Origin of the sequence: Streptomyces sp. NPDC051452 (genome assembly GCF_044454765.1) — a bacterium.
Taxonomy (GTDB): domain Bacteria; phylum Actinomycetota; class Actinomycetes; order Streptomycetales; family Streptomycetaceae; genus Streptomyces.
Genome location: NZ_JBITEB010000001.1, coordinates 885,181 through 905,122, shown reverse-complemented (window position 1 = coordinate 905,122; position 19,942 = coordinate 885,181). Strand labels below are relative to the sequence as shown.

Genomic DNA, 19,942 nt, shown 5'->3' with positions numbered 1-19,942 from the left:
GTCGTAGAAGAGGCTGCGGGAAAAGCGCGATCGACCGTCAATGACCGGCCGGCGGCTCGAAGCAACCCGTCTCCGGATAAGGGCCGTTGGTCGACACCTGATAGTTGGTCTTCTGCACGAACGCGGTGACGCAGGCGTCGTCGTGGACGCGCAAGCCCACCAGCGCTCCCTCGGGCCGGACCTCCCGGCCGTTCTCGAAGCGCGAATTCATCGCCTCGACCCGCAGTGTCCCGCCGAGCGAGTCGCCGCTGGAGGCCGAACCCTCCTCCCGGTAACCGAGCTTGAGCAGCGCGGCACGGACCGTCTTCGGATCCCATGTGCCCTGCCGCCACAGCCTCCTGAGTACCGGCTCGATGCGGTCGGCCTCCCGCCGTGCGTCCTTGGCGCTCGCGGTGGACATCCCGCCCGAGATCCGGAAGCCGTTGTTCTCACGGTAATGCGGGGCCCCTTCACCGGCTCCCGGCTCGACATACGGGGAACCTGCGGACGCGCTCGGGGGGGTCGTGGGCGCCGCCGCCGTGGTCGCGCCGGGCGTGCTTGCACGGGGTGTGACCGCAACGGGCGTACTCGCGTCGGTCGTTGTCTCGCCGACCGCGCCCGTCGTCGCGCGCTGCGCGCCGCAGGCGCTGAGTGCCACGGCTGCGAGGACGGCCGTAGCCACCGTCACGCCTCCCTTACAGCGCCGCCCGGATCCGATCTGTCTGGCCCGTCCGATCGCCGACCCGAACCCGTCTGTCTCCATGAACCCCTCCTACACCTCTGCATTCACCGGTCGGCCTCACGCTAGAGCCGCACGGGGCCAGGGTCCTGAGTATCCGTACTCACCAACGCTCTGGGAGGCATGTACGCCACCCGTCGCCGGGGTGCCGTAACGGGGTGCAGAGCGTCGCTGGAACGGCTCAGCCGGCGCGATCGCGGTGCGCCGGGATGGACGAAGGACCACTGTCGGCCCGGCTACGGGGTACCTGCTCAGGGATGCTCCTATAGCTGTCAAGCCGCAGGAGCAAGGCTGGTTTGAGGGGTTTGTTCGGTTGGTGTGCTGGTCAGTGCGCGGTAGATCTCGCGGGCGACGAACCGCTTGAGGCAGCGCATGATGTCCTTCTTCGACATCCCTTGCTTGGTGCGCCGTTCGACGTAGGTGCGGGTGCGTTCGTCGAAGCGCATGCGCACGAGCACGATGGTGTGCAGGGCGTTGTTCGCGGCCCGGTCGCCGCCACGGTTGAGGCGGTGGCGGTGCGTGCGGCCGGACGATGCAGGGATCGGGGCGACCCCCGCGAGGTTCGCAAACGCCGCCTCCGAGCGCATCCGCTCGGGGTTGTCACCGGCCGAGGCCAGCAGCTGGCCCGCGGTCTCGGGGCCAACGCCGAACAGTTCCAGCAACGCGGGGGCGGCCTGCTTGATCAGGGGTGCGATCTCCGCGTCCAGCTCGGCGATCTCGGTGTCCATCGCCTGGTGGCGTCGGGCCAGGCGGCGCAGGGCCGCCCGCGTGGCCGCCAGCGGGCGGGACAGATCATCACCGGGCCTGAGCCGGGCCAGAGTCCGTATCAGTGCGGCCCGGTCCAGGGCGGAGAACTGCTCGCGCAGCATCGCCGGCGCGGACACCAGCAGGCCGCGTATCTGGTTCATCGCCTGGGTACGGGCCTTGACCGCGCTGCGGCGGGCGGTTCGCAGGACGCGGACCGATTCGACCACGCCGTCCCTGCTCTTCGGGATGCCGGTGGCCCGACCGGAGAGCACGGCCGTCGCGGCCGCGTAGGCGTCGATCGGGTCGGACTTGCCCTTCATCCGCCGGGTCTTGCGGTCCGGGCGGTCCACGTCGACGACGGTGACCCCGGCGGCGGTCAGCACCCGGGCGAGTTCGGCTCCGTAGGCGCCGGTGCCCTCCACCCCCACCGCGACGAGCGTGCCGTGCGAGCGCATCCACTCCAGCAGGTCCCGGTAGCCGCGGATGGTCGCGGGGAACTCACGATCGGCCAGGTGGCGGCCGACCTGGTCGACCACAGAGGCGTGGTGGGTCAGGCCGTGGGTGTCGACTCCGCCGGTGATCTCCGGGCCGTCATGCGTCATGCTGGTGATGTCCGTCCTAGCGAGTCCGTTCCGAGGGCGGCACGCGCCGGTCGGGCGGGTGGACAAGACAGTGACGGGGCTTCTGGACCAAGCTCCTATGAAGTCACAAGCGCCCGTCCGGCCGCGTGCATGGTGACGCCGGGCAAGGCCGACAAATCCCAAACAGGACAGCCGGAGCGTCAGTCAGAGCACGAGTCAGACCCGCCGCGGCGTCACCACGAACATCATCACTGTCAGAGCAGCTCGGGAAAGGTCTCGAAGTGGACGGATCGTCGCTCCGAGCAGTGGGCTGGGCACGCTCGCTGCCATTGAACAGTGAAGTGAAATCGGCGCGTGACTGGGCGCGCGAGCACCTGGAGCTCCTGGGTTGGACCACCAGTACTCCCGAGACGGTGGATGCCGTCCTGCTGACCGTCTCGGAGTTGGTCACCAATGCTCATACTCACGCGCACAGCAACGCGCAGCTGATCCTGATGTGGGACAACCGATGTCTGCACATCGCCGTCCACGACTCCTCCAGCGAACTTCCGACGCCTCGAACGCCCAGCGCGGATCGTCTCGGCGGCCGTGGGATGCTCCTCGTCTCCGCCCTGGCGGACGAGTGGGAGGCGCGCCCGTGTCCCCGAGGCAAGACGGTCATCGCCTGCTTCCGCCCGCCCGAGGAGGCGATAAGTGGTGACGCCAAGTCGGGTGACGAACCGTCAGGCGACCCCACCTGAGCCTCGGAGTCGAGTTCCGAGTCCTCGGCGACTCCGTCGGCGAGACAGGGACCGCGCCGACGCGGGCCATCGGCCCACTTGCCTCCAGCCAGGCCCCCCGTAGGCCCACGCACTTCCCCCAAGATGCGGCGGAGAGCCGCAGCCGCCGTGGCGGCACCGACCGGGGGAAGGGGAAGCCGGCGCCGGCCGGGGCGCGCCGCCTCCCGGGTTTGACCGCCTTACGGGTTTGATGGCCCGTCAGGTGTGCAGGTGCGATACGGGCTCTTGGGCGGTGGTGGTCGCCTGGTCTGTCGGCTGAGGGTGGCCGCGGTCCGCGCGGATGAGCAGGGCGACGGCGACGGCGGCCAGGGCCGCGGCAGCCGCGCCGCCGAGGAGGGCGGTGTGCATGCCGTCGACGAAGGCACTTCGGGCCTGCCGGGCGACCGGGCCGCCGATGGCGTGGGCGGCGGCCAGGGAGGAGCGGGCCGTCTCGACGACGGGTCGCGGTGCGTGGACGAGGTGGAGGTGGCTGCGGTAGGAGGCGCTGAGCATGCTGCCGAGGACGGCGATGCCCAGGGCGCCGCCGAGTTCGCGGGACAGGTCGTTCATCGCCGATCCGACACTCTGAAGGGAGCGCGGCAGCGCATCCATGATCGCCGTGGTAGCGGGAGTCATCGCCAGGCCCATGCCCGCTCCGAGAGGGACGAGTCCGGCGGCGATCAGCCAGTACGGGCTGTCCGCCTCGACTCGGGACAGGACGCCCATCGCCCCGGCGACCGCCACCAGTCCGATGGTCCAGGGTCCGCGAAAGCCGAAGCGAGCCACCAGGTGAGGCGTGAGCCGGGAGCAGGGCACCATGGCAAGTGCCATGGGAATCATGGACGTAGCGGCCATCAGGGCGCTGTCGCCGCGTACCAGCTGCAGGTACTGCATCATCACGAAGATGAAGCCGAAGAAGACGAAGAACTGCAGCATGATCGACAGCGAGCCCGCGGCGAAGTGAGGCTCGCGGAACAGGCGTGGATCCAGTAGTGGGTGCTCGCGGCGCAGCTCGTGGAGCACGAATCCGGCGAGCACGACCAGACCGAGGCCTATGCCGCCGAGGGTGGCCGGGGCGGCCCAGCCGCGGGTGGGCGCTTCGATCACCGAGTACACCAGGGCGACCAGTCCGGTGACGGCCAGGAGCGCGCCTGTCACGTCCAGCCGTGGCTGATGTGCTTCGGCCGACTCGGGGACGTAGCGCAGGGTTCCCGCGAGCGCAACGACGGCCAGCGCCACGTTGAGCCAGAACACCGAGCGCCAGGACCACTGCTCCAGCAGGGCTCCGGTGGCGAAGACACCAAGCAGGGCGCTGCCGCCGGCCACGGCGGCCCACACACTGACCGCGCGGGCCCGCTGGGCGCGGGGGAAGGTGCTGGTGATCGTGGACAACGTGGCCGGCATCACCAGCGCGGCACCCACACCGAGAACTCCGCGCAGGACGATCAGCGTGGACGGGTCCGTGGTGAAGACGGCCGCCGCCGATCCGGCGCCGAAGACGGCGAGCCCGGCGCTCAGCGCCCTGCGGCGGCCGAACCGGTCACCGATGGCGCCTGCCGGCAGCAGCAGCGCGGCGAAGACGAGACTGTAGGCGTCGACTATCCACGACAGGTTCGTCTGCGTGGCATGGGTGTCTCTGGCGAGGTCCGGAAGGGCCACGTTGAGGGAGGCCATGGCCGCGACCACGCTGCCCAGAGCGAGGCAGGTGACGACGAGCACCAGGCTGTGACGCGCCGCCGGTCGCGATGCGGCGGCTGCGGACAAGGACATGCTGTTCCTTCTTTCACCGGCCCGAACCCGGCAGCTCGGGCGATCGGCGCCACAGTGGCCGGAGTGGAGTCGTCCACGCCACGCTGATGAAATAAGCGGGCCGGGATTCCACCACTCGTTGCGCAGGGACGCCGTCCGAGTCAGGCGGTGATAAAGCGAGGTGCACGCGCGAGTTCAGGTGTTTTACCGGCCCGGCCTCGGAGGCCTCCACTTCCCTCGCACAGGCGTAGGAGGGCTCGTCTGATGAATTAACATCCCGGCGATGTCGGGGCTCCATGTCGGGGCTCCTCGTAGGTGACGGTCGCGGCGAGGACTACGTGCGGGATGTCATCGACGCCATGCCAAGCCGAGGTTCGACGCGCTGGACCCGAGGTGGAGCAGCCGTCCCGCGGAGAACCCCTCCCCTCGGGGCCGCGCCCATGAACGCCGGTCCGGCCGGCCCGAGGGCGACCGGATACAGTGCGCGAGACGGCAGCCCGGCCAGGAAGGGGAAGCGTGACCGACACCAGCGACACCCGGCCCACCGAGGGTGAGACGCGAACACCGCGGGAGAGCCGACTGCACCGCCTGATGCGCTACATCCCCCTGATCGCGCCCGTCCTGCTGTGGGCCGTGCCCTGCTGGGTGCTCCTGTACAGCGGCCAGCACTGGCCGCTGCCCGTCACGCTGGCCGGCACGGCCCTGTTCACCCTGGGCCTCATCGGTATGCCGCTCGCGATGGCGCGAGGCCACGGCCGGCGCGGGCAGGACCGGGCGGCTATCGTCGGCGACACCATGCTGGGCGCCAGTTGGGTCCTGTTCAGCTGGTCCGTTCTGATCGGCGTCCTGTTGCGGCTCGCCCTGACCGTGGCCGGCGTCGGCGAGAGTCAGGACCGGGCCCGAATCGTCACTTGGGCCGTCCTCGGCGTAACCGCCGTACTGCTCGCCTGGGGGTATGCCGAGGTCCGCCGCGTACCGCGCGTGCGCCGACTCGACGTGCAACTGCCGCGGTTGGGCGCCGGGTTGGACGGTCTCCGTGTCGTCCTGATCACGGACACCCATTACGGCCCACTCGATCGCGCTCGCTGGTCGGCGCGGGTATGCGAGACGGTGAACACCCTGGAAGCCGACCTGGTCTGCCACACCGGCGACATCGCGGACGGCACGGCCGAACACCGCCGCGCCCAGGCCCTCCCGCTCGGTACCGTGCGGGCCACCCGGGCCCGCGTGTACGTCACCGGCAACCACGAGTACTACAGCGAGGCCCAGGGCTGGGTCGACCTGATGGACGAGCTGGGCTGGGAGCCGCTGCGCAACCGCCATCTGCTGCTCGAACGCGGAGGCGACACCCTCGTGGTCGCCGGCGTGGACGACGTCACCGCCGAGTCCTCCGGCCTGGCAGGCCACCGCGCGCACCTCGCCGGAGCCTTGCACGGCGCCGACCCCGACCTGCCCGTCCTGCTCCTGGCACACCAGCCCAAGTTCGTCGACCGGGCGGCAGCCGACGGCATCGACCTCCAACTCTCCGGCCACACCCACGGCGGCCAGATCTGGCCCTTCCACCACCTGGTCCGCCTCGACCAGCCCGCCCTCGCCGGCCTCAGCCGCCACGGCACCCGCACCCTCCTCTACACCAGCCGCGGCACCGGCTTCTGGGGGCCGCCGTTCCGCGTCTTCGCCCCCAGCGAGATCACCCTGCTCGTGCTCCGCTCACCGCACCCGCCCACCTCGCCGTAGCACTGGGCGGGCCAACACGTCCGCTTGGAGCTGTCCATGAAGCGTGGGGTACGGCGTCGGCGGACGACCGGCCTCGTCTCGCCGAGGACAGGATCCCGGACCGTTCCCGGGCCGACGGCTCCGGCTAAGTCGAGTACCGAGCCACCGATACCGAGCGCGGAACCGCCCCGCCTATCCCTCGTCGGCCGCCTGGTCGGCGGCCTCGTTGGCGCGGTCGATCTCGGTCATGTGCTCCTCCGCCCAGGTCCGCAGTCCCGCGAGCGCGGCCTCCAGAGACAGCCCGAGTCCGGTGAGCCGGTAGAAGACCCGCGGCGGCACGGTCGGTTCCACCCGGCGCGCCACCAGCCCGTCACGGGTCAGGCTGCGCAGCGTCACGGACAGCATCTTCTGCGAGACGCCGGGCATCCGGCGTCTCAGCTCCGCGAAGCGCACCTCGTCCGGTGCGGCATCGGCGAGCGTCTTGACGGCCATGGACGTCCACTTCGTACCGATGCGATCCAGCAACTGCCGCGTCGGGCACCGGGGGTCGAACAGATCGCCGCGCACCCCGCGACCGCCGGCCCGGGCTCCTCGGGTGGTCACCTGTGGCTCACCACCTTCCCTGAAAGTGCCGTCTAGGCGGCGGTCGGTCACTTACCTATCGTTTGGTGGTCACCAATGGTAACCAGCCGGAGGACCATCATGCCCACCACCGCACACCAACTGCGCCGCATCGCGACGAACGGGGTACAACTCAACGTCGCCATCGCCGGGGACGGACCTGCGGTTCTCCTGCTGCACGGCTTCCCGCACACCTGGCAACTCTGGAGCGGCGTCATGGGCCGACTGGCCGGGCAGTACCGGGTCATCGCCCCGGACCTGCGGGGCTTCGGTGCCAGTACACGAGCCGCGGAGGGGTACGACGCGGGCACCCTCGCGACCGACGCCGAAGGCCTGCTCGACGCGCTCGGCGAGCCCTCGGCAGCAGTGGTCGGCATCGACGCGGGCACCGCCCCCGCCGTCCTGCTCGCGCTGCGCCGCCCCGGTCTCGTCCGGCGCCTGGTCGTGATGGAGGCAGTACTCGGCCGTCTTCCCGGAGCAGAGCACGTCGTCGTGGGCGGGGCGCCGTGGTGGTTCGGCTTCCACGCCGTACCCGGCCTCGCCGAGACCGTCCTGACCGGCAACGAGGCCGCGTACATCGACTGGTTCCTCGACTCGGGGACGCTCGGGCGAGGAGTGCCCGACGACATCCGTGCGGCCTTCGTCCAGGCGTTCACCGGGAGCGAGGCCCTGCGCTGCGCGTTCTCCTACTACCGGGCCCTGCCCACCAGCGCACAGCAGATACAGGATGCCGTCGCGACGGCTCGGCTGACGATGCCCACCATGGCCGTCGGCTCCCACCCCGTCGGCACCGGGCTCGAACACCAACTCCGGGCAGTCGCCGACGACCTGGTCGGACATCATCTCCAGGACTGCGGCCACATCATCCCCCTCGACCGCCCCGACGCGTTGTTCGCGCTCCTTGCTCCCTTCCTCTCCGCCGATCTGCCGAAGTGACCGGCGGGAGCGGAAGGATCACGGTCGACGGTTGGGCGTTCGCCCCGCGTGGGCCGGCAGGGGTGCCGGAGACGGCCGGAGCCCAGAGGGGGCCGGAACTAGCATTTCGAGTGTGATGAGCGAAGTACCGAAGCGCGGGCGCAGGCCGGGACGGCCCGACACACGGCGCAAGATCCTGGCCGTCGCCCGGCAGCGGTTTCTGCGGGACGGCTACCGTTCGGTGACCATGCGGTCGATCGCCGCCGAGGCCGACGTCGACCTCGCCCTGCTCAGCTACTACTTCGGCTCGAAGAAGGGCCTGTTCGGGGCCGCGCTCGCCCTGTCCGCCAACCCCGCCGAACTGCTGTCCCGGCTGCTTGCGGAAGGCGACATGGACTCCTTCCCCGAACGGGCCCTGTGGCAGCTCACCGAGGCGTGGGAAGCCCCGCGGTCCAGTGCCGCCCTCATCGCCATGTTCAAGGACGCTATCGGGGACGATGCCGTGGCAGCTCTGGTCAAGGAGGCACTGGAGGGCGAGATCGTGGAACAGATCTCCGAACTCGTCGGCGGGGCGCACGCACACAGACGCGCTGTGGCCTTCTCCTGTGTGATGGCGGGGCTGATCACCACGCGCTATCTGCTGCGGCTCGAGCCTCTCGGCTCGATGAGCCGGGAAGATGTGGTCCGCCTCTTCACACCGCAACTGCGGTTGGCCATGGGCATGCCCCTGGGACGCCCCCTGTCACCTCGTACCCCTGCGCCCCCTCGTTCTGCCCGATGAGGCCGGCGGGGCAGCCGTCAGCCACGGGGGCTGCTGATCCGTTCGGGCTGGATCACGTAGATCACTCGGACCTGGTCGCGGCCGCCGAACCACGGGTAGGGCCCACCGAGGTACCTCTGCGCGAGTGCCTCGATGTGGTCGACCGCTCCTTCGGTGGTCACACGCACCACTCGGCCCCGGATCTGAACGTAGGAGAAGGGGTCCGCGGGGTCGGCGATCGCGACGGCCACCCGGGGGTCGCGCGCGATGTTCCGGGTCTTCTGGTGTGACTCCACGCTGTTGATCAGGACGTGCTCGCCGTCGGCGTCGACCCACGTCTGGGTGAGCTGGGGCGAACCGTCGGGCATCGTGGTCGCGATGTAACAGGTGCTGGGGCGGCGCAGCAGCGCCAGCACGTCCTCGCCGAGGGGGACGGACACGGGGGCTCCTCCAGGTGGGTGCGGTGAGCTGACGAGGGGCAACGGTAGCCAGCCCGGTGAGCCGGTTCTCGCTCCGCCCCCTGAGGTTCCGGATCACCGACCGGGTCGTCAGGCGTCACCCGCCGAACACCGGACCACGACTCGGTGGGCTACGTCACCCCTGTCGCCGAACGCGTCTCGTCGTGTGCCGACGTCAGTGCCGGCCGAGGAAACGCCGAAGGGCCCGGCGATTGCCGGGCCCCTCGTCTGGTAGCGGGGACAGGATTTGAACCTGCGACCTCTGGGTTATGAGCCCAGCGAGCTACCGAGCTGCTCCACCCCGCGTCGGTACCGTCACACTACACGACAGGACCGGCGCGGCCACAATCGGTCTCAGCGGCGGATGATGTTCTCGGCCTGCGGCCCCTTCTGCCCCTGTGCGACGTCGAAGGTGACCGTCTCGCCCTCGAGGAGTTCGCGGTATCCGTTACCGGTGATGTTGCTGTAATGGGCGAACACGTCGGGTCCGCCGTCCTGGGCGATGAAACCAAAGCCCTTCTCCGCGTTGAACCACTTCACGACACCGTTGGCCATCCAACGTCTCCTTCTCGCGCCGGTCGTAACCGGCAAGCCTGATTCGGCGTCACCTTGACTCTGGTGACGCCGTCCCTCGACCTCTACCCGGATGCGGCATCCACTCCAACCGAAAACGCCCCCCAAGCCCACGGATAGCCTCATATGCGCCGGAGCCGGAGCCGGTCCGGGCTGAGCCTCAGCGAGCCCCGGACGAACCCCAGCGGGCCCCGGCCGAACCCCAGGGGGTCCAGGCGGATCGCCGGGCGCGGGCCCGCACCCCTCGACCCCACTCCGCCCTCCCCTGGCCGTCACCCGAATGGCGTACTGCCACGAGCGGCCGCGTCCATGTGGGTTGCACCTGCGTCGGGGGCGAGCCGAAACCGCGGGTGTCGCCGTTGTCCAGGCATCCCTGATGACTCGAGAAAGGCCGTTCGATGTACCGAAACTCGCTCTTTTTCGCCCTTTGCGCGCTCATCACCGCCGCCGCGACCGGATTCTTCGCCACCACCGCCATCCGGGGCCGCTACGGCTCCCGCTGACCGTGCGCTCTCGGGCGGCGCGGCGGCAGATGCCGGGCGGCTATGCGAGATCACGGTCCGGTGCCGACCGAGGTCATCGCCGCAACCCGGCCCGCCCGCCGGACGTTGGCCCGCACGTGCATGACGAACCCCGCCTCTCCGGAACCGTCCGTCTCCTGGGCTCGTACTGGCTGGACTCTCCCTACTGGCGTGCTCAAGAGAGCTGCTACTGCCTCACCGCAAGTCCCCGGCAGCGGCAGAGGGGTATGCGTCTCGCGCGGGCGGCCCTGACCCTGGCCGCGTATGCCCTCGACCTCACCGCGCTCGTCATCACCTTCGCCGGCTGATCCCTAGGTGAGCCGGGCCTGGCAGGCAGGCGGGCCCCGAGGGGAGCCGGCTCCCGAGGGTACGGGGGGTGCGGGTTCCGCTCGTGGAGCTCATCACACGAGCAGGGCCCGGCCGTCTTGGCCGGGCCCTGCTCGAAGCCACCGCAGGTGACATGTGTCACGCGTGTGTCATCGCATGTGCCGTGGCATGAGCACCAGGACGCAAGCCATGTCCCATGTACCGCCGGTCGCGTGTACTTACCAGCGGTACCAGCGGCCCTTTCGGCCACCGCTGTCGGCGGACCGGACGACGAAGCCCAGCAGCCACACGATGAGCACGATCACCGCGATCCACCACAGTGCCTTCAGTGCGAAGCCCGCACCGAAGAGGATCAGGGCCAGAAGAAGTACCAGAAGCAGGGGAACCATCGTTATCAACCTCCTGACCCTCGAATGCCCTTACTCCAGCTCTACAAGCACATAAAATACGCGTTTCTTTCACATGATCAGGGGCACGCGTGCATGTTCGACGTGCCGTCCTGGGCTGGGGGTAGGCTCGGGCCGGTGCTTGGGAAGTAGGCACGTCACACGTCACGTGCGTCCTCCACGGGGGACGAACTCTGCTACCTGGCGAAAGAGGCGGTCGCAATGAGCCGGGAAGAATCCGGGAGCCATACACCTTCCCCCCGGGAGACGGCCGCCGATCCGGGCGGCGTACGCCACCTGCGGAACGACAACCTGGCCCTGCGCAACCGGCTGCACGCCCACTCCCCCGTCTCCGCCGCTCAGGGCATCCTCAAAGAGCGCTACCGGCTGACCTCCCTGGACACGGGGTTCGAGCTGCTACGGCGCAGCTCGCAACAGCACAACATCAAGCTGCACACCCTTGCCGACGCGGTCATCCGTGTCCCGGGCCCCGACCGCCATGCCACCGCCTGGTTCCCCCGGCGTGCCCGTACCAGCCCTCCCCCGCTCACCGAGATCCGCCCACCCGACCAGAGTGGATTCACCGCCACCCAGGGTTCGGTCCTGGGCGCCGGTCTCAAGCGTGTGCTGAGCATCGCCGAGACCACCATGGGCAACGCGCAGCTCGTGGAGCGCGGTCTGTTGCGGTTGGAGAAGCACACTGGGCTCGACCGCCAGTTCACCGACTTCTTCGCCTTCGTCGACGACTCCACCACCGCGTGCGCGCAAGCCGCCAAGGACCGGCAACAGATCACCGTGCGCGATGTCGCCACCGCCGCCGTCTTCGACCCCGAATCCCGGCGGGTCATCCTGCGCGCGGGCAGCCGTGCCTGCCACAGCGTTCCCGTGGTCGACGACCGGGGCGCCCTCCTCGGGGTGATCTCCACGCACCATTCCCGCCCCCTCAGCGACGACTTCACTCCCGTCCAACGTGACGCCCTGCACAGCGCCGCCACCACCGTCGGCCGTTGGCTGTCGTGGCACCGGCACACCGTCGTCCTCGACGCCCTGGAACACCTGCACAGCACGGCGCGCCAGGCCCACTGACGGTCCCCTCCCGGCCGAACGGCTCGCTTCCCGGTCGGCGTCCCGGCCGCGAAGGTCCGTCGTGCGTCGCCCGTCGTGCGTCGTGCGTCGTCTCTCTCCCCCCGTCCGACGGCCGACGTCTGCCCCGAGGTCCGTTGTCAGTGGGGTGTGTCACTGTTTTCGCATGCTCGAGATCGTGGTGAAGACGGAGAACCGGGAGCCGCGGCGGGTCCGTGTGGCCGCCGAGGAGTTGGCCGAGCTGGTCCGGCAGATCGGACGTGACGGTGACCGGTTCCTGGTGCTCCAACGCATACCGGATCTCCCGGACTCGTTCGCCCAGGTCTGGCACGAGACCGGTGGTGACTACACCCTGGAACACCGCGACGGCACCGCCGACCGGCACTTCCAGGTGCTGCTCGACACCCCCGAGGCCGTCATCGCCGCGCTGACCGGCTGGGCCCGTCAGGAGTCGGGCTGGGACGCCGGGTTGGCGTGGTCGCAGGTGGACATGGGGCCCGTCGTGGACGTGCCGCCCCTGGACCTCGACGAAGAGAACCGGAAGGAGTTGGAGCGTCGCGTCCGTGAGGTGCTGGTCGGTGGCTACGCCACCCGCGCCGAACTGGCCGAAGTGGCCGAGGAGTGCCTCGTCACCAAGGACAGTCGCCCCGTCTCGCGCGAGCAGGCGATCGCGCTCGCGGACCGGATGTGGCTGGAGCGCGTCGCGGAACAGGCCGAATGGCAGGGTGAGACGGATCCCGAGCGGCTCACGCGCGCGTTCGAGGCGCTGCGGGGTTCCGGCATCACCGCCCGCGAGAACTTCACCTGTTGTCGTAACTGCGGCCAGGCCGAGATCGGCGCCGAGAGTGATCCCGGCGCCCGCGGCTTCGTCTACTTCCACACCCAGTGCACCGACTCCGCCGCGGCCGGCCAGGGGTTGACGCTCCTCTACGGCGGCTTCGACGGCTCACCCGAGACGACTACTGCCATCGGCCACGAGATCGTGGCCGCCCTCGAATCGGCCGGTCTCCACACCGAGTGGGACCACGACCCGACCAGGGCCATCACCGTCACCCCTCTCGACTGGCGCCGCCGTTTGATCGGCTAGATACGGGGTGGTCCGTGTCGCCGTCGCGCCTGGCCGTGGTCGGTGTTCCGCATGGTGTTCGTCGTGGACGACGGCGGACAGTCGGGTGATCTCCGTCAGAGTGGGGGCGGCCCCTGTAAGAGGAGTCGGGCCGCCGCGTACTCCTCTCGGTCCGCCTGCCCGGCCAGGTCCAGATAGCCGTACGCGTCGTCGCCGACCGGAACGCGCAGGGGCGTGGGGGCGTCGGCTGCCACGATATCCAGGACCGCCGCCGCGAAGTCCTCGGGGCGACCGGTCTCCGGGTTGTCCGCGAGGCCACGGGTGCCTTCGAGCATCTCGCGGTTGGTCGCGTCGTAGGCGGGGACCCGGTGGCGCGCCTGGGTCATGGACGTGCCGTAGCGCGTGGCGTACATGCCCGGTTCGAGCACGGTGACGCGGATGTGGTGGGGGGCGGCCTCTAGGGCCAGTGCCTGGCTCATTCCTTCGAGGGCGTGCTTTCCGGCGCCGTAGGCCGCCATGCCCGGGAAGGCGATCCGGCCGACCACGGAGGAGACGTTGAGGATGTGGCCGTGTCCCTGGGCCCGCATCAACGGCAGTACGAGACGGGTGAGCCGCCAGGGGCCGACGACGAGGATCTCCAGTTGGTCGCGCAACTCGGTGTCGGAGACCTCCTCGACCGCGCCGAACAGTCCGACGGCGGCGTTGTTCACGAGGATGTCGATACCCCCGAGGCGGTCGGCCGCGGTGCGCACGGCCGCCTCGCAGGAGGTGGCGTCCCGCAGTTCGAGCGGTATCGGGATGACGCGGCCCGGCCAGGCGGCGGCCAGCTCTGCGAGGTCGGCGGTCTTGCGGGCGGTGACCGCGAGTTCGTCGCCGGCCCGTGCCGCCGCGGTGGCCAATGCGTGTCCGAGTCCGGAGGAGCATCCGGTGACCAGCCAGCGTCGTCCCATGGTTCCCCCCGTAGTGACCGTTGTCCCCGATGCCCTTGGTGCACACGGCGACTGACCCGGCATCGGCGCGCCAAGCCGGGCCGCCCGTGGCGCCGAGCCGAGCCGTGGTCGTACGTGCCGTACAGTCCCCGCTCCGGTCGGCGCCGGATCACGAATGCCCGCTGCCCGCCCTGCGGCGGCAGTTCATGGTCGAGGGAATACCGGCCCGGGGGCACCCTTCCCGCAGCAGCACACGGAGGCGCGCGGGCGCACATCCGGGCGCACAACTCCGGGGCGCTCGGTTCCGGGCGGTCGGTTCCCGGACCCTCGATCGGCCTCCCCGATCCCGCCCGCGCACCCCGGCGGCCCCACTCCCCCACCGCCTCCCGGCCCGACCGCCGCACCGGCACCGCGACGCGGCTGGTTCCGCCGTAAAAGCGTCTTGCGCGCGCCGCCACTCCTTGCGAGGCGCGGCCGGATGGTTCAGAGTTTTCGGACATAAGCCTTGTATTTGGATATAGCGGTTAGGGCAGTGCCTCCGGTGGCCGGCGAAAGCGAGGACGTCATGCGTGACCCCGAGGGTGCCGTCGGACCCCGCTCCTTCCCCGGCACGCCACTGCGCGGCCGCGTCGCGGTCGTGACCGGGGCCGCGCGCGGAGTGGGCGAGGCCCTGGCCCGACGCCTGTCCGCTGCCGGAATGTCCGTCGCGCTGCTCGGGCGCGAACGGGAGACGCTCTGCCGGGCGGCCGCCTCCCTGCCGAACCGGAGCATCTGTGTCGAGGCCGATGTCACCGACCGCGACGCCCTCTCGAACGCGGCTCACCAGGTGGTGACCGAGCTGGGCCCGGCGAGTGTGGTCGTCGCCAACGCCGGCATCGCCGCCGGTGGCCCCTTCGTCAGCACCGAGGCCGAACTCTGGCAGCGGGTCATCGACGTCAACCTGGTCGGCGCCGCCAACACCGCCAGAGCCTTCCTCCCGCAACTCGCCCGAACCCGCGGCTACTTCCTCGAGATCGCCTCCACGGCCGCCTTCGGCTCCGCACCCATGATGAGTGCTTACTGCGCCTCCAAAGCCGGTGCGGAATCCTTCGCACTGGCGTTGCGCGGCGAGGTCGAACCCGATGGCGTCGCCGTCGGTATCGCCTACCTCCACTGGACGGGCACCGACATGGTCGCCGGCATCGACGACCACCCCGTCCTGCAAGCCCTGCGCCGCAACCAGCCCTCCTTCGCCCGCCGGGTGCACACCCCCGCCCAGGTCGCCGACTGGCTCACCCGCGGCATCACCCGCCGTGCCCATCAGATCTACGCACCACCGTGGCTGCGCTGGTGCCAGCCACTCCGGCCGCTCTTCCCGACGCTCGTCGCCCGGCTCACCCGGCACGAGCTGAAGTCCCGCCCGCGCGATGAACTGGCGGCCGCCGTAGGGGTCCTGGGCGCCGGCGGACGCGCCGACTGGAGTTCCTACCTGTCCACCACCCGTCCCCACACCGGCCCGTAGGCGCGCGTCCACCCCGATTGCGCCCTTGACCATACGCAGTCGGTCGGCAACTCTGCGTACGGGCGCCGGTCGGCGCCGCGAGGGGGATGAGGGGGACCGTACATGCCGCTCACGACCGAACTGGGCGAGGCTCTGACGTTGAAGTCGGGCAGCGCCAACCAACTGGCGTATCTCGGCAGGCTGTGGCACGCCTATGTGTGGCTGGAGCCGGACACGGCCGCCGCGGCCGGCGCGCGGACGCGGATCGCCGACGCGATCAACGGACAGCTCGCCACCGCGAGAATAAAGATCACCCGTGGCTTCCAGGCGTACGACCCGGTCGTACGGCGCGGCCGGCCCAAGCGGTACGTCGCCCTGGCGGCGACACTGGCCGCCGGGACGGACGGTGGCGCGGGTCAGGCCACGGCCCTCATCGAGTGGATCAAGGGCACCCGTGAACTCTCCGCGCTGAGCGAGCCCGCCCAGGAGTTCGCCGTCATCACGCACTTCGCCGAACTGGGGCGCGGCTACAGCTCGCAGCTGGACGCGCTGTACAAGCGCCTGGTGGGGATCGCCGGGGCGGGTTCGGCGGTGGAGGCCGCCGCGTCGTGGGCCGACCTGGCCACGAAGTGGTCTCCGGTCCTGACGTACAAGGAGGACAGCGGCACCGACTACGTTCCCGAGAAGGACGACGACAGCTCGATGTCGAGCGACTGACGGCCCCGGACCGCCGAGGGCGGACGGCACGGCGGCCGACGGAGGGCGGGCGGCGGAGGGCGGCCGGCAGAGGCGGCTCGTGAGAAGCTCACCCTCACCGCTGCCGGCTCTCGGCAGGACCCTTGTCTCCGCCGAGCCGCCGAGCCGCCGAGCCGCCGGCCACGACCTGGTCCGGAACGGTCGACGGTGACGAACCGCGGGCCGCGGTCACCGACGTCCGGCGCAGCGGGCAGGTGTTGGTCGAGGCGACGCCGCACGGGGCCGACGTGCCTACCCGAGGTCAGGGCCGGGCTGGAGAGGAGGCGAGGCGAGGGTTTGCGACTGGTGGCCGCGGGCGGTCGATGCGTCACGGGGTCAGGACGACCTTTCCCGCGACGGTGCCGGACTCGGCCAGGCGCAGGGCCTCGGCGGCGCTGGTGAGCGGCAGGCTGGCGGCGATCTGGGCGACGACCTCCCCGCGCTGGAGGGCCTCGAAGACCTGGGCGAGGTCGGAGCGCAGCCGGGCACGGAAGCGGTTCCTGGACAGGGCACGCCCGGCCCAGACGTTGAAGAAGTACGCGTGGCGGCGGTTGGGCAGGCTGTTCCAGAGCCACACCCGGCCGAGCAGCTTGAGGACGGGCCACTGCTTGGAGCCCTCGTCGTCCCGGGTGGAGGCGCTGCCGTAGGCGACGAGCGTGCCGCCGGGCGCGAGGAGTCCCCAGGAGGCGACGACGCTCGCGCCGCCGATGTGGTCGAACACGGCGTCCACACCGCCGGGGGCGAGTTCGCGGACCCGTGCGGGGACGTTCTCGGTGCGGTAGTCGACGGGGACGACCCCGCGGGCCCGCAGGGCGTCGTGGTGACGACTGGACGCCGTTCCGATGACCTTCACACCCGCGGCCCGGGCCAGCTGGACGAGGACAGAGCCGACCCCGCCGTTGGCGCCGTGCACCAGGATGGTCTGGCCCGGGCGAACGCGCGCCGTGCGGTGCAGCATCTGCCAGGCGGTGATGCCGTTGACCACCAGGGTCTCCGCCTCCGCCGCGCCGACGCCGTCGGGTACCTCCACCAGGTCCGCCGCGTCGACGATCACGTGGCTGGCCCAGCCGCCGGTCTTGACGAGTGCGGCCACCCGGGTGCCGGACAGGCCCGGGGCGACACCCTCGCCGGTGGTGCGCACCGTGCCGACCAGGTCGTAGCCGGGGACGAACGGGAACGGCGGCTGGTCGTAGTAGCGGCCCCGGCGCATCTGCTGTTCGGCGAAGGAGACGCCGGTGGCCTCGACGCGGACCACCACCTGGCCTGGGCCCGGCGCGGGGATCGCTCCGTGACGGATCCGGAGCCCCTCCGGCTCCACCTTGCCGGGCAGGACGACCTCGACGAGTCCTTCGGTGTTCATGACGACCTCCACCACGTTGGTTACTGGCTCCCGCTTTCGTTATAAGTTCTAACCGACACGACTCGCAGGTGTCAATAACTTGAGTGATAGCCTCTAACTCAAGCTTCAGGACATAGTGGTTATGAGGACGAGGGGCGGCAGGACATGGCGGAGGCACGAGACAGCAAGACTCCGCGCGAGCGCTACCGCGCCCAGGTGCGCGCGGAGATCATGGAGCGGGCGTGGGAGCAGATCGCTGCGGCGGGGGCGTCGGCGCTCTCCCTCAACGCGATCGCCAAGCGCATGGGGATGAGCGGACCCGCGCTGTACCGCTACTTCGCCAGCCGGGACGAGCTGATCACCCAGCTCATCAGGGACGCCTATCGAAGTCTCGCCGACGCCGTCCACGCGGCCGCCGGATCCGGCCCCGCACTGGCCCCCCTGGCACACGCCCTGCGCCGTTGGGCGCTGGACGATCCCCACCGGTACTTCCTCGTCTACGGCACCCCCGTCCCGGGTTACCACGCGCCCGACGACATCACCGCGATCGCCTCCGAGATCATGGCGATGATCCTCGACGCCTGCGCCGCGCTGCCGGCGGACGGTCCCCCGACGCCGTTGGACGACCACCTCGCCGATCACCGGGAGTGGGCGGCGGGCCATCCCGCCTCGCCCGCGGCCCTCCATCGGGCCCTGACGTTCTGGACCCGGCTGCACGGGGTCCTGTCGCTGGAGGTCGCGGGCCATTTCGAGGGGATGGGCTTCGACCCCGCACAACTCTTCGCAGCCGAGCTGGACGCCCTGCTGGCACACTGACGGCTCAACGGCGGGGTCGGCGCACACCCGCGCCGTCACCTTGTCCGGTCCTGACACCCAGCCCAACGCAACGGTCTGCGCACCGGACCGCCAGGCGACCTGTGACCGGAGCGGCCCGGCGGCTCCAACCGTGTCGGCCGGTGATGCGTTCGGCGTCGATCTCGCGCGCGTCATGTGCCCGATACGACAACACGACCGATCATTTACGTAGCCTTTGCCGGCACCTGAGCATCTGTCACGCGTTGGTCACCGGACCAACACCGACCGATCAAGGAGTCGCATCCATGCCCGGATCCATCCGCCGTCGCCTCGCCGTCGCCGTGACCCTGGTGGCCGCCAGCGCCACCGTGGCCGCCACCACCGCTGTCGGGGCCTTCGACAACGCGCAGCAGGCGAAGGACGCGATCCGGAGTGGAAAGGCGAAGAACGTCATCCTCCTCATCAATTGACGGCATGGGCGATTCGGAGATCACCCTCGCCCGCGACTACACCGTTGGTGCGAAGGGCCGCCTGAACATGGACAGGTTCCCGCTCACCGGCGCCTACACCACCTACGCGGTGCACGCCGACGGCACCCCCGACTACGTCACCGACTCCGCAGCCAGCGGCACCGGCTGGGCGACCGGGGTGAAGACGGTGAACGGGCGCATCTCCAAGACGCCCGGCACCGACAAGCCGGTGCGCACCCTCCTGGAACTCACGCGGAAGAGCGGCTACGCCACCGGCGACGTCACCACCGCCGAACTCACCGACGCCACGCCCGCCGTCCTCGCCTCCCACGCCACCGACCGCTCCTGCCAGGGGCCGGCCGACATGGCCAAGTGCCCCGCCGACACCCTCGCCGCGGGAGGTCCGGGCTCGATCGCCGAGCAGGAGGTCGACCACAAGGTCGACGTCCTCCTCGGCGGCGGCAGGCAGCGCTTCGACCAGAAGGTCACGGCCGGAAAGTACAAGAACCTCACGGTCACCCAGCAGGCCCGCAAGGTCGGCTACCAGGTCGTCACCGACGCCGCGTCCCTGAGCAAGGCCAAGCCCGGCCGTCCGGTCCTCGGCCTCTTCGCCCCCGGCAACGTGCCCACCGAGTGGACGGGCAAGGGCGCCGCTGTGGGCGGCACGGGCCCGCAGCGGTGTGTCACCTCCAACCCGGGCCGCCCCAAGTCGACGCCGTCCCTCGCTGACTCCGCCGGCAAGGCGATCCAACTGCTGGAGGCCAAGCAGCGGCGGAACCACTCCGGGCAGGGTTTCTTCCTGCAGATCGAGGGCGCCTCGATCGACAAGCAGGACCACGCCGCAGACCCCTGCGGTCAGATCGGCGAGACCGCGGCCTTCGACCGCGCGGTGAAGGTCGCCCGGGCGTACGCCGCCAAGCACCCCGACACCCTCGTGGTCACCACGGCCGACCACGGACACACCAGCCAGATCGTGCCGCTGGAGGCCACCCCGCCCGGGCTGTCCTCCACCCTCGTCACCAACGAGGGGCAGCAGCTCAAGGTGAACTACTCGACCAACACCCCCGGCCACGCCCAGGAGCACACCGGCACCGAGGTCCGCATCGCCGCCCAGGGGCCGCAGGCCTACCGCGTCCTCGGAGTCACCGACCAGACCGACCTGTTCACCACCATCCGCGAGGCGCTGGGCCTGCGCTGACCCGGACGTCGGCCGGC

19 protein-coding genes, 1 tRNA gene and 1 pseudogene are annotated in these 19,942 nt (G+C 70.4%); 11 read left to right on the top strand and 10 right to left on the bottom strand.

From position 1 onward, the window contains the following. Positions 1 to 37: 37 nt before the first annotated feature. Positions 38 to 400: a hypothetical protein gene (locus ACIBA9_RS03670; RefSeq protein WP_399359679.1), complete on the bottom strand. Its 363-nt coding sequence runs from the start codon at positions 398 to 400 to the stop codon at positions 38 to 40. A 590-nt stretch (positions 401 to 990) separates the two neighbouring features. Next, the gene (locus ACIBA9_RS03665) at positions 991 to 2,067 is read right to left on the bottom strand and encodes an IS110 family transposase (protein ID WP_399359678.1); all 1,077 of its coding nucleotides are present in this window, start codon (positions 2,065 to 2,067) and stop codon (positions 991 to 993) included. Positions 2,068 to 2,327: 260 nt separating this feature from the next. Here ACIBA9_RS03665 and ACIBA9_RS03660 point away from each other — a divergent pair, with 260 nt between their 5' ends. Beyond that, positions 2,328 to 2,786 (top strand): ATP-binding protein, encoded by a 459-nt coding sequence (locus ACIBA9_RS03660; protein WP_399359677.1) that lies wholly within the window; start codon positions 2,328 to 2,330, stop codon positions 2,784 to 2,786. A 237-nt stretch (positions 2,787 to 3,023) separates the two neighbouring features. On the opposite strand, the gene ACIBA9_RS03655 is transcribed toward ACIBA9_RS03660, so the two are convergent. Continuing rightward, entirely contained in the window at positions 3,024 to 4,574 is a 1,551-nt protein-coding gene (locus tag ACIBA9_RS03655) for an MFS transporter (RefSeq protein ID WP_399359676.1), read from the bottom strand. Positions 4,575 to 5,069: 495 nt separating this feature from the next. Between ACIBA9_RS03655 and ACIBA9_RS03650 the strand changes: the two genes are divergently transcribed. Next, positions 5,070 to 6,290, top strand: a complete 1,221-nt coding sequence (locus ACIBA9_RS03650; protein WP_399359675.1) for a metallophosphoesterase — start codon at positions 5,070 to 5,072, stop codon at positions 6,288 to 6,290. 171 nt (positions 6,291 to 6,461) lie between these two features. On the opposite strand, the gene ACIBA9_RS03645 is transcribed toward ACIBA9_RS03650, so the two are convergent. After that, positions 6,462 to 6,872 carry a winged helix-turn-helix transcriptional regulator gene (locus ACIBA9_RS03645; protein ID WP_399359674.1) on the bottom strand — a complete coding sequence of 137 codons (411 nt, stop codon included), beginning with the start codon at positions 6,870 to 6,872 and terminating at the stop codon, positions 6,462 to 6,464. A 99-nt stretch (positions 6,873 to 6,971) separates the two neighbouring features. On the opposite strand from ACIBA9_RS03645, the gene ACIBA9_RS03640 reads away from it, so the two are divergent. Together ACIBA9_RS03640 and ACIBA9_RS03635 are read left to right on the top strand one after the other, a co-directional pair. Beyond that, positions 6,972 to 7,826, top strand: coding sequence for an alpha/beta fold hydrolase (locus tag ACIBA9_RS03640; RefSeq protein WP_399359673.1), 855 nt, complete (start codon positions 6,972 to 6,974; stop codon positions 7,824 to 7,826). 115 nt (positions 7,827 to 7,941) lie between these two features. Next, entirely contained in the window at positions 7,942 to 8,586 is a 645-nt protein-coding gene (locus ACIBA9_RS03635) for a TetR family transcriptional regulator (protein WP_399359672.1), read from the top strand. Between the two features lie 17 nt (positions 8,587 to 8,603). On the opposite strand, the gene ACIBA9_RS03630 is transcribed toward ACIBA9_RS03635, so the two are convergent. The 3 genes from ACIBA9_RS03630 to ACIBA9_RS03620 form a co-directional block, all read right to left on the bottom strand. After that, positions 8,604 to 9,005 (bottom strand): PPOX class F420-dependent oxidoreductase, encoded by a 402-nt coding sequence (locus ACIBA9_RS03630; protein ID WP_399359671.1) that lies wholly within the window; start codon positions 9,003 to 9,005, stop codon positions 8,604 to 8,606. A 247-nt stretch (positions 9,006 to 9,252) separates the two neighbouring features. Then, positions 9,253 to 9,329: transfer RNA gene (locus tag ACIBA9_RS03625), tRNA-Met, on the bottom strand. 48 nt (positions 9,330 to 9,377) lie between these two features. Next, positions 9,378 to 9,578, bottom strand: coding sequence for a cold-shock protein (locus ACIBA9_RS03620; protein WP_362162593.1), 201 nt, complete (start codon positions 9,576 to 9,578; stop codon positions 9,378 to 9,380). A gap of 637 nt (positions 9,579 to 10,215) precedes the next feature. Between ACIBA9_RS03620 and ACIBA9_RS03615 the strand changes: the two genes are divergently transcribed. After that, positions 10,216 to 10,425: a hypothetical protein gene (locus ACIBA9_RS03615; protein ID WP_399359670.1), complete on the top strand. Its 210-nt coding sequence runs from the start codon at positions 10,216 to 10,218 to the stop codon at positions 10,423 to 10,425. Positions 10,426 to 10,662: 237 nt separating this feature from the next. Here ACIBA9_RS03615 and ACIBA9_RS03610 read toward each other — a convergent pair whose 3' ends face one another. After that, a complete protein-coding gene (locus tag ACIBA9_RS03610) occupies positions 10,663 to 10,833 on the bottom strand; it encodes a hypothetical protein (protein ID WP_037661814.1) in 171 nt (56 codons plus the stop codon). 219 nt (positions 10,834 to 11,052) lie between these two features. Between ACIBA9_RS03610 and ACIBA9_RS03605 the strand changes: the two genes are divergently transcribed. Together ACIBA9_RS03605 and ACIBA9_RS03600 are read left to right on the top strand one after the other, a co-directional pair. Next, positions 11,053 to 11,916 (top strand): GAF and ANTAR domain-containing protein, encoded by an 864-nt coding sequence (locus ACIBA9_RS03605; protein ID WP_399359669.1) that lies wholly within the window; start codon positions 11,053 to 11,055, stop codon positions 11,914 to 11,916. A 163-nt stretch (positions 11,917 to 12,079) separates the two neighbouring features. Then, positions 12,080 to 13,000 carry a DUF6891 domain-containing protein gene (locus tag ACIBA9_RS03600; protein WP_399359668.1) on the top strand — a complete coding sequence of 307 codons (921 nt, stop codon included), beginning with the start codon at positions 12,080 to 12,082 and terminating at the stop codon, positions 12,998 to 13,000. Positions 13,001 to 13,095: 95 nt separating this feature from the next. Here ACIBA9_RS03600 and ACIBA9_RS03595 read toward each other — a convergent pair whose 3' ends face one another. Beyond that, positions 13,096 to 13,929 (bottom strand): SDR family oxidoreductase, encoded by an 834-nt coding sequence (locus ACIBA9_RS03595; RefSeq protein ID WP_399359667.1) that lies wholly within the window; start codon positions 13,927 to 13,929, stop codon positions 13,096 to 13,098. A gap of 544 nt (positions 13,930 to 14,473) precedes the next feature. On the opposite strand from ACIBA9_RS03595, the gene ACIBA9_RS03590 reads away from it, so the two are divergent. Both ACIBA9_RS03590 and ACIBA9_RS03585 read left to right on the top strand, forming a co-directional pair. Continuing rightward, positions 14,474 to 15,409 (top strand): SDR family oxidoreductase, encoded by a 936-nt coding sequence (locus tag ACIBA9_RS03590; RefSeq protein ID WP_399359666.1) that lies wholly within the window; start codon positions 14,474 to 14,476, stop codon positions 15,407 to 15,409. A gap of 102 nt (positions 15,410 to 15,511) precedes the next feature. Beyond that, positions 15,512 to 16,105: a hypothetical protein gene (locus ACIBA9_RS03585; RefSeq protein ID WP_399359665.1), complete on the top strand. Its 594-nt coding sequence runs from the start codon at positions 15,512 to 15,514 to the stop codon at positions 16,103 to 16,105. A 346-nt stretch (positions 16,106 to 16,451) separates the two neighbouring features. Here the strand turns inward: ACIBA9_RS03585 and ACIBA9_RS03580 are convergent, their stop codons facing one another. Beyond that, positions 16,452 to 17,483, bottom strand: a complete 1,032-nt coding sequence (locus tag ACIBA9_RS03580) for a medium chain dehydrogenase/reductase family protein (protein ID WP_399359664.1) — start codon at positions 17,481 to 17,483, stop codon at positions 16,452 to 16,454. Between the two features lie 144 nt (positions 17,484 to 17,627). On the opposite strand from ACIBA9_RS03580, the gene ACIBA9_RS03575 reads away from it, so the two are divergent. Together ACIBA9_RS03575 and ACIBA9_RS03570 are read left to right on the top strand one after the other, a co-directional pair. Then, positions 17,628 to 18,278, top strand: coding sequence for a TetR/AcrR family transcriptional regulator (locus ACIBA9_RS03575; RefSeq protein ID WP_399359663.1), 651 nt, complete (start codon positions 17,628 to 17,630; stop codon positions 18,276 to 18,278). Between the two features lie 284 nt (positions 18,279 to 18,562). Beyond that, positions 18,563 to 19,925: pseudogene (locus ACIBA9_RS03570) on the top strand (alkaline phosphatase). Positions 19,926 to 19,942 lie beyond the last annotated feature (17 nt).

Excerpts from the sequence above, each read along its gene's own strand:
- ACIBA9_RS03595 (WP_399359667.1), bottom strand. The coding sequence starts at position 13,929 with ATGGGACGACGCTGGCTGGTCACCGGATGCTCCTCCGGACTCGGACAC.
- ACIBA9_RS03580 (WP_399359664.1), bottom strand. The coding sequence starts at position 17,483 with ATGAACACCGAAGGACTCGTCGAGGTCGTCCTGCCCGGCAAGGTGGAG.
- ACIBA9_RS03670 (WP_399359679.1), bottom strand. The coding sequence starts at position 400 with ATGTCCACCGCGAGCGCCAAGGACGCACGGCGGGAGGCCGACCGCATC.
- ACIBA9_RS03635 (WP_399359672.1), top strand. The coding sequence starts at position 7,942 with ATGAGCGAAGTACCGAAGCGCGGGCGCAGGCCGGGACGGCCCGACACA.
- ACIBA9_RS03655 (WP_399359676.1), bottom strand. The coding sequence starts at position 4,574 with ATGTCCTTGTCCGCAGCCGCCGCATCGCGACCGGCGGCGCGTCACAGC.
- ACIBA9_RS03665 (WP_399359678.1), bottom strand. The coding sequence starts at position 2,067 with ATGACGCATGACGGCCCGGAGATCACCGGCGGAGTCGACACCCACGGC.
- ACIBA9_RS03600 (WP_399359668.1), top strand. The coding sequence starts at position 12,080 with ATGCTCGAGATCGTGGTGAAGACGGAGAACCGGGAGCCGCGGCGGGTC.
- ACIBA9_RS03590 (WP_399359666.1), top strand. The coding sequence starts at position 14,474 with ATGCGTGACCCCGAGGGTGCCGTCGGACCCCGCTCCTTCCCCGGCACG.
- ACIBA9_RS03640 (WP_399359673.1), top strand. The coding sequence starts at position 6,972 with ATGCCCACCACCGCACACCAACTGCGCCGCATCGCGACGAACGGGGTA.
- ACIBA9_RS03585 (WP_399359665.1), top strand. The coding sequence starts at position 15,512 with ATGCCGCTCACGACCGAACTGGGCGAGGCTCTGACGTTGAAGTCGGGC.
- ACIBA9_RS03620 (WP_362162593.1), bottom strand. The coding sequence starts at position 9,578 with ATGGCCAACGGTGTCGTGAAGTGGTTCAACGCGGAGAAGGGCTTTGGT.
- ACIBA9_RS03575 (WP_399359663.1), top strand. The coding sequence starts at position 17,628 with ATGGCGGAGGCACGAGACAGCAAGACTCCGCGCGAGCGCTACCGCGCC.
- ACIBA9_RS03605 (WP_399359669.1), top strand. The coding sequence starts at position 11,053 with ATGAGCCGGGAAGAATCCGGGAGCCATACACCTTCCCCCCGGGAGACG.
- ACIBA9_RS03610 (WP_037661814.1), bottom strand. The coding sequence starts at position 10,833 with ATGGTTCCCCTGCTTCTGGTACTTCTTCTGGCCCTGATCCTCTTCGGT.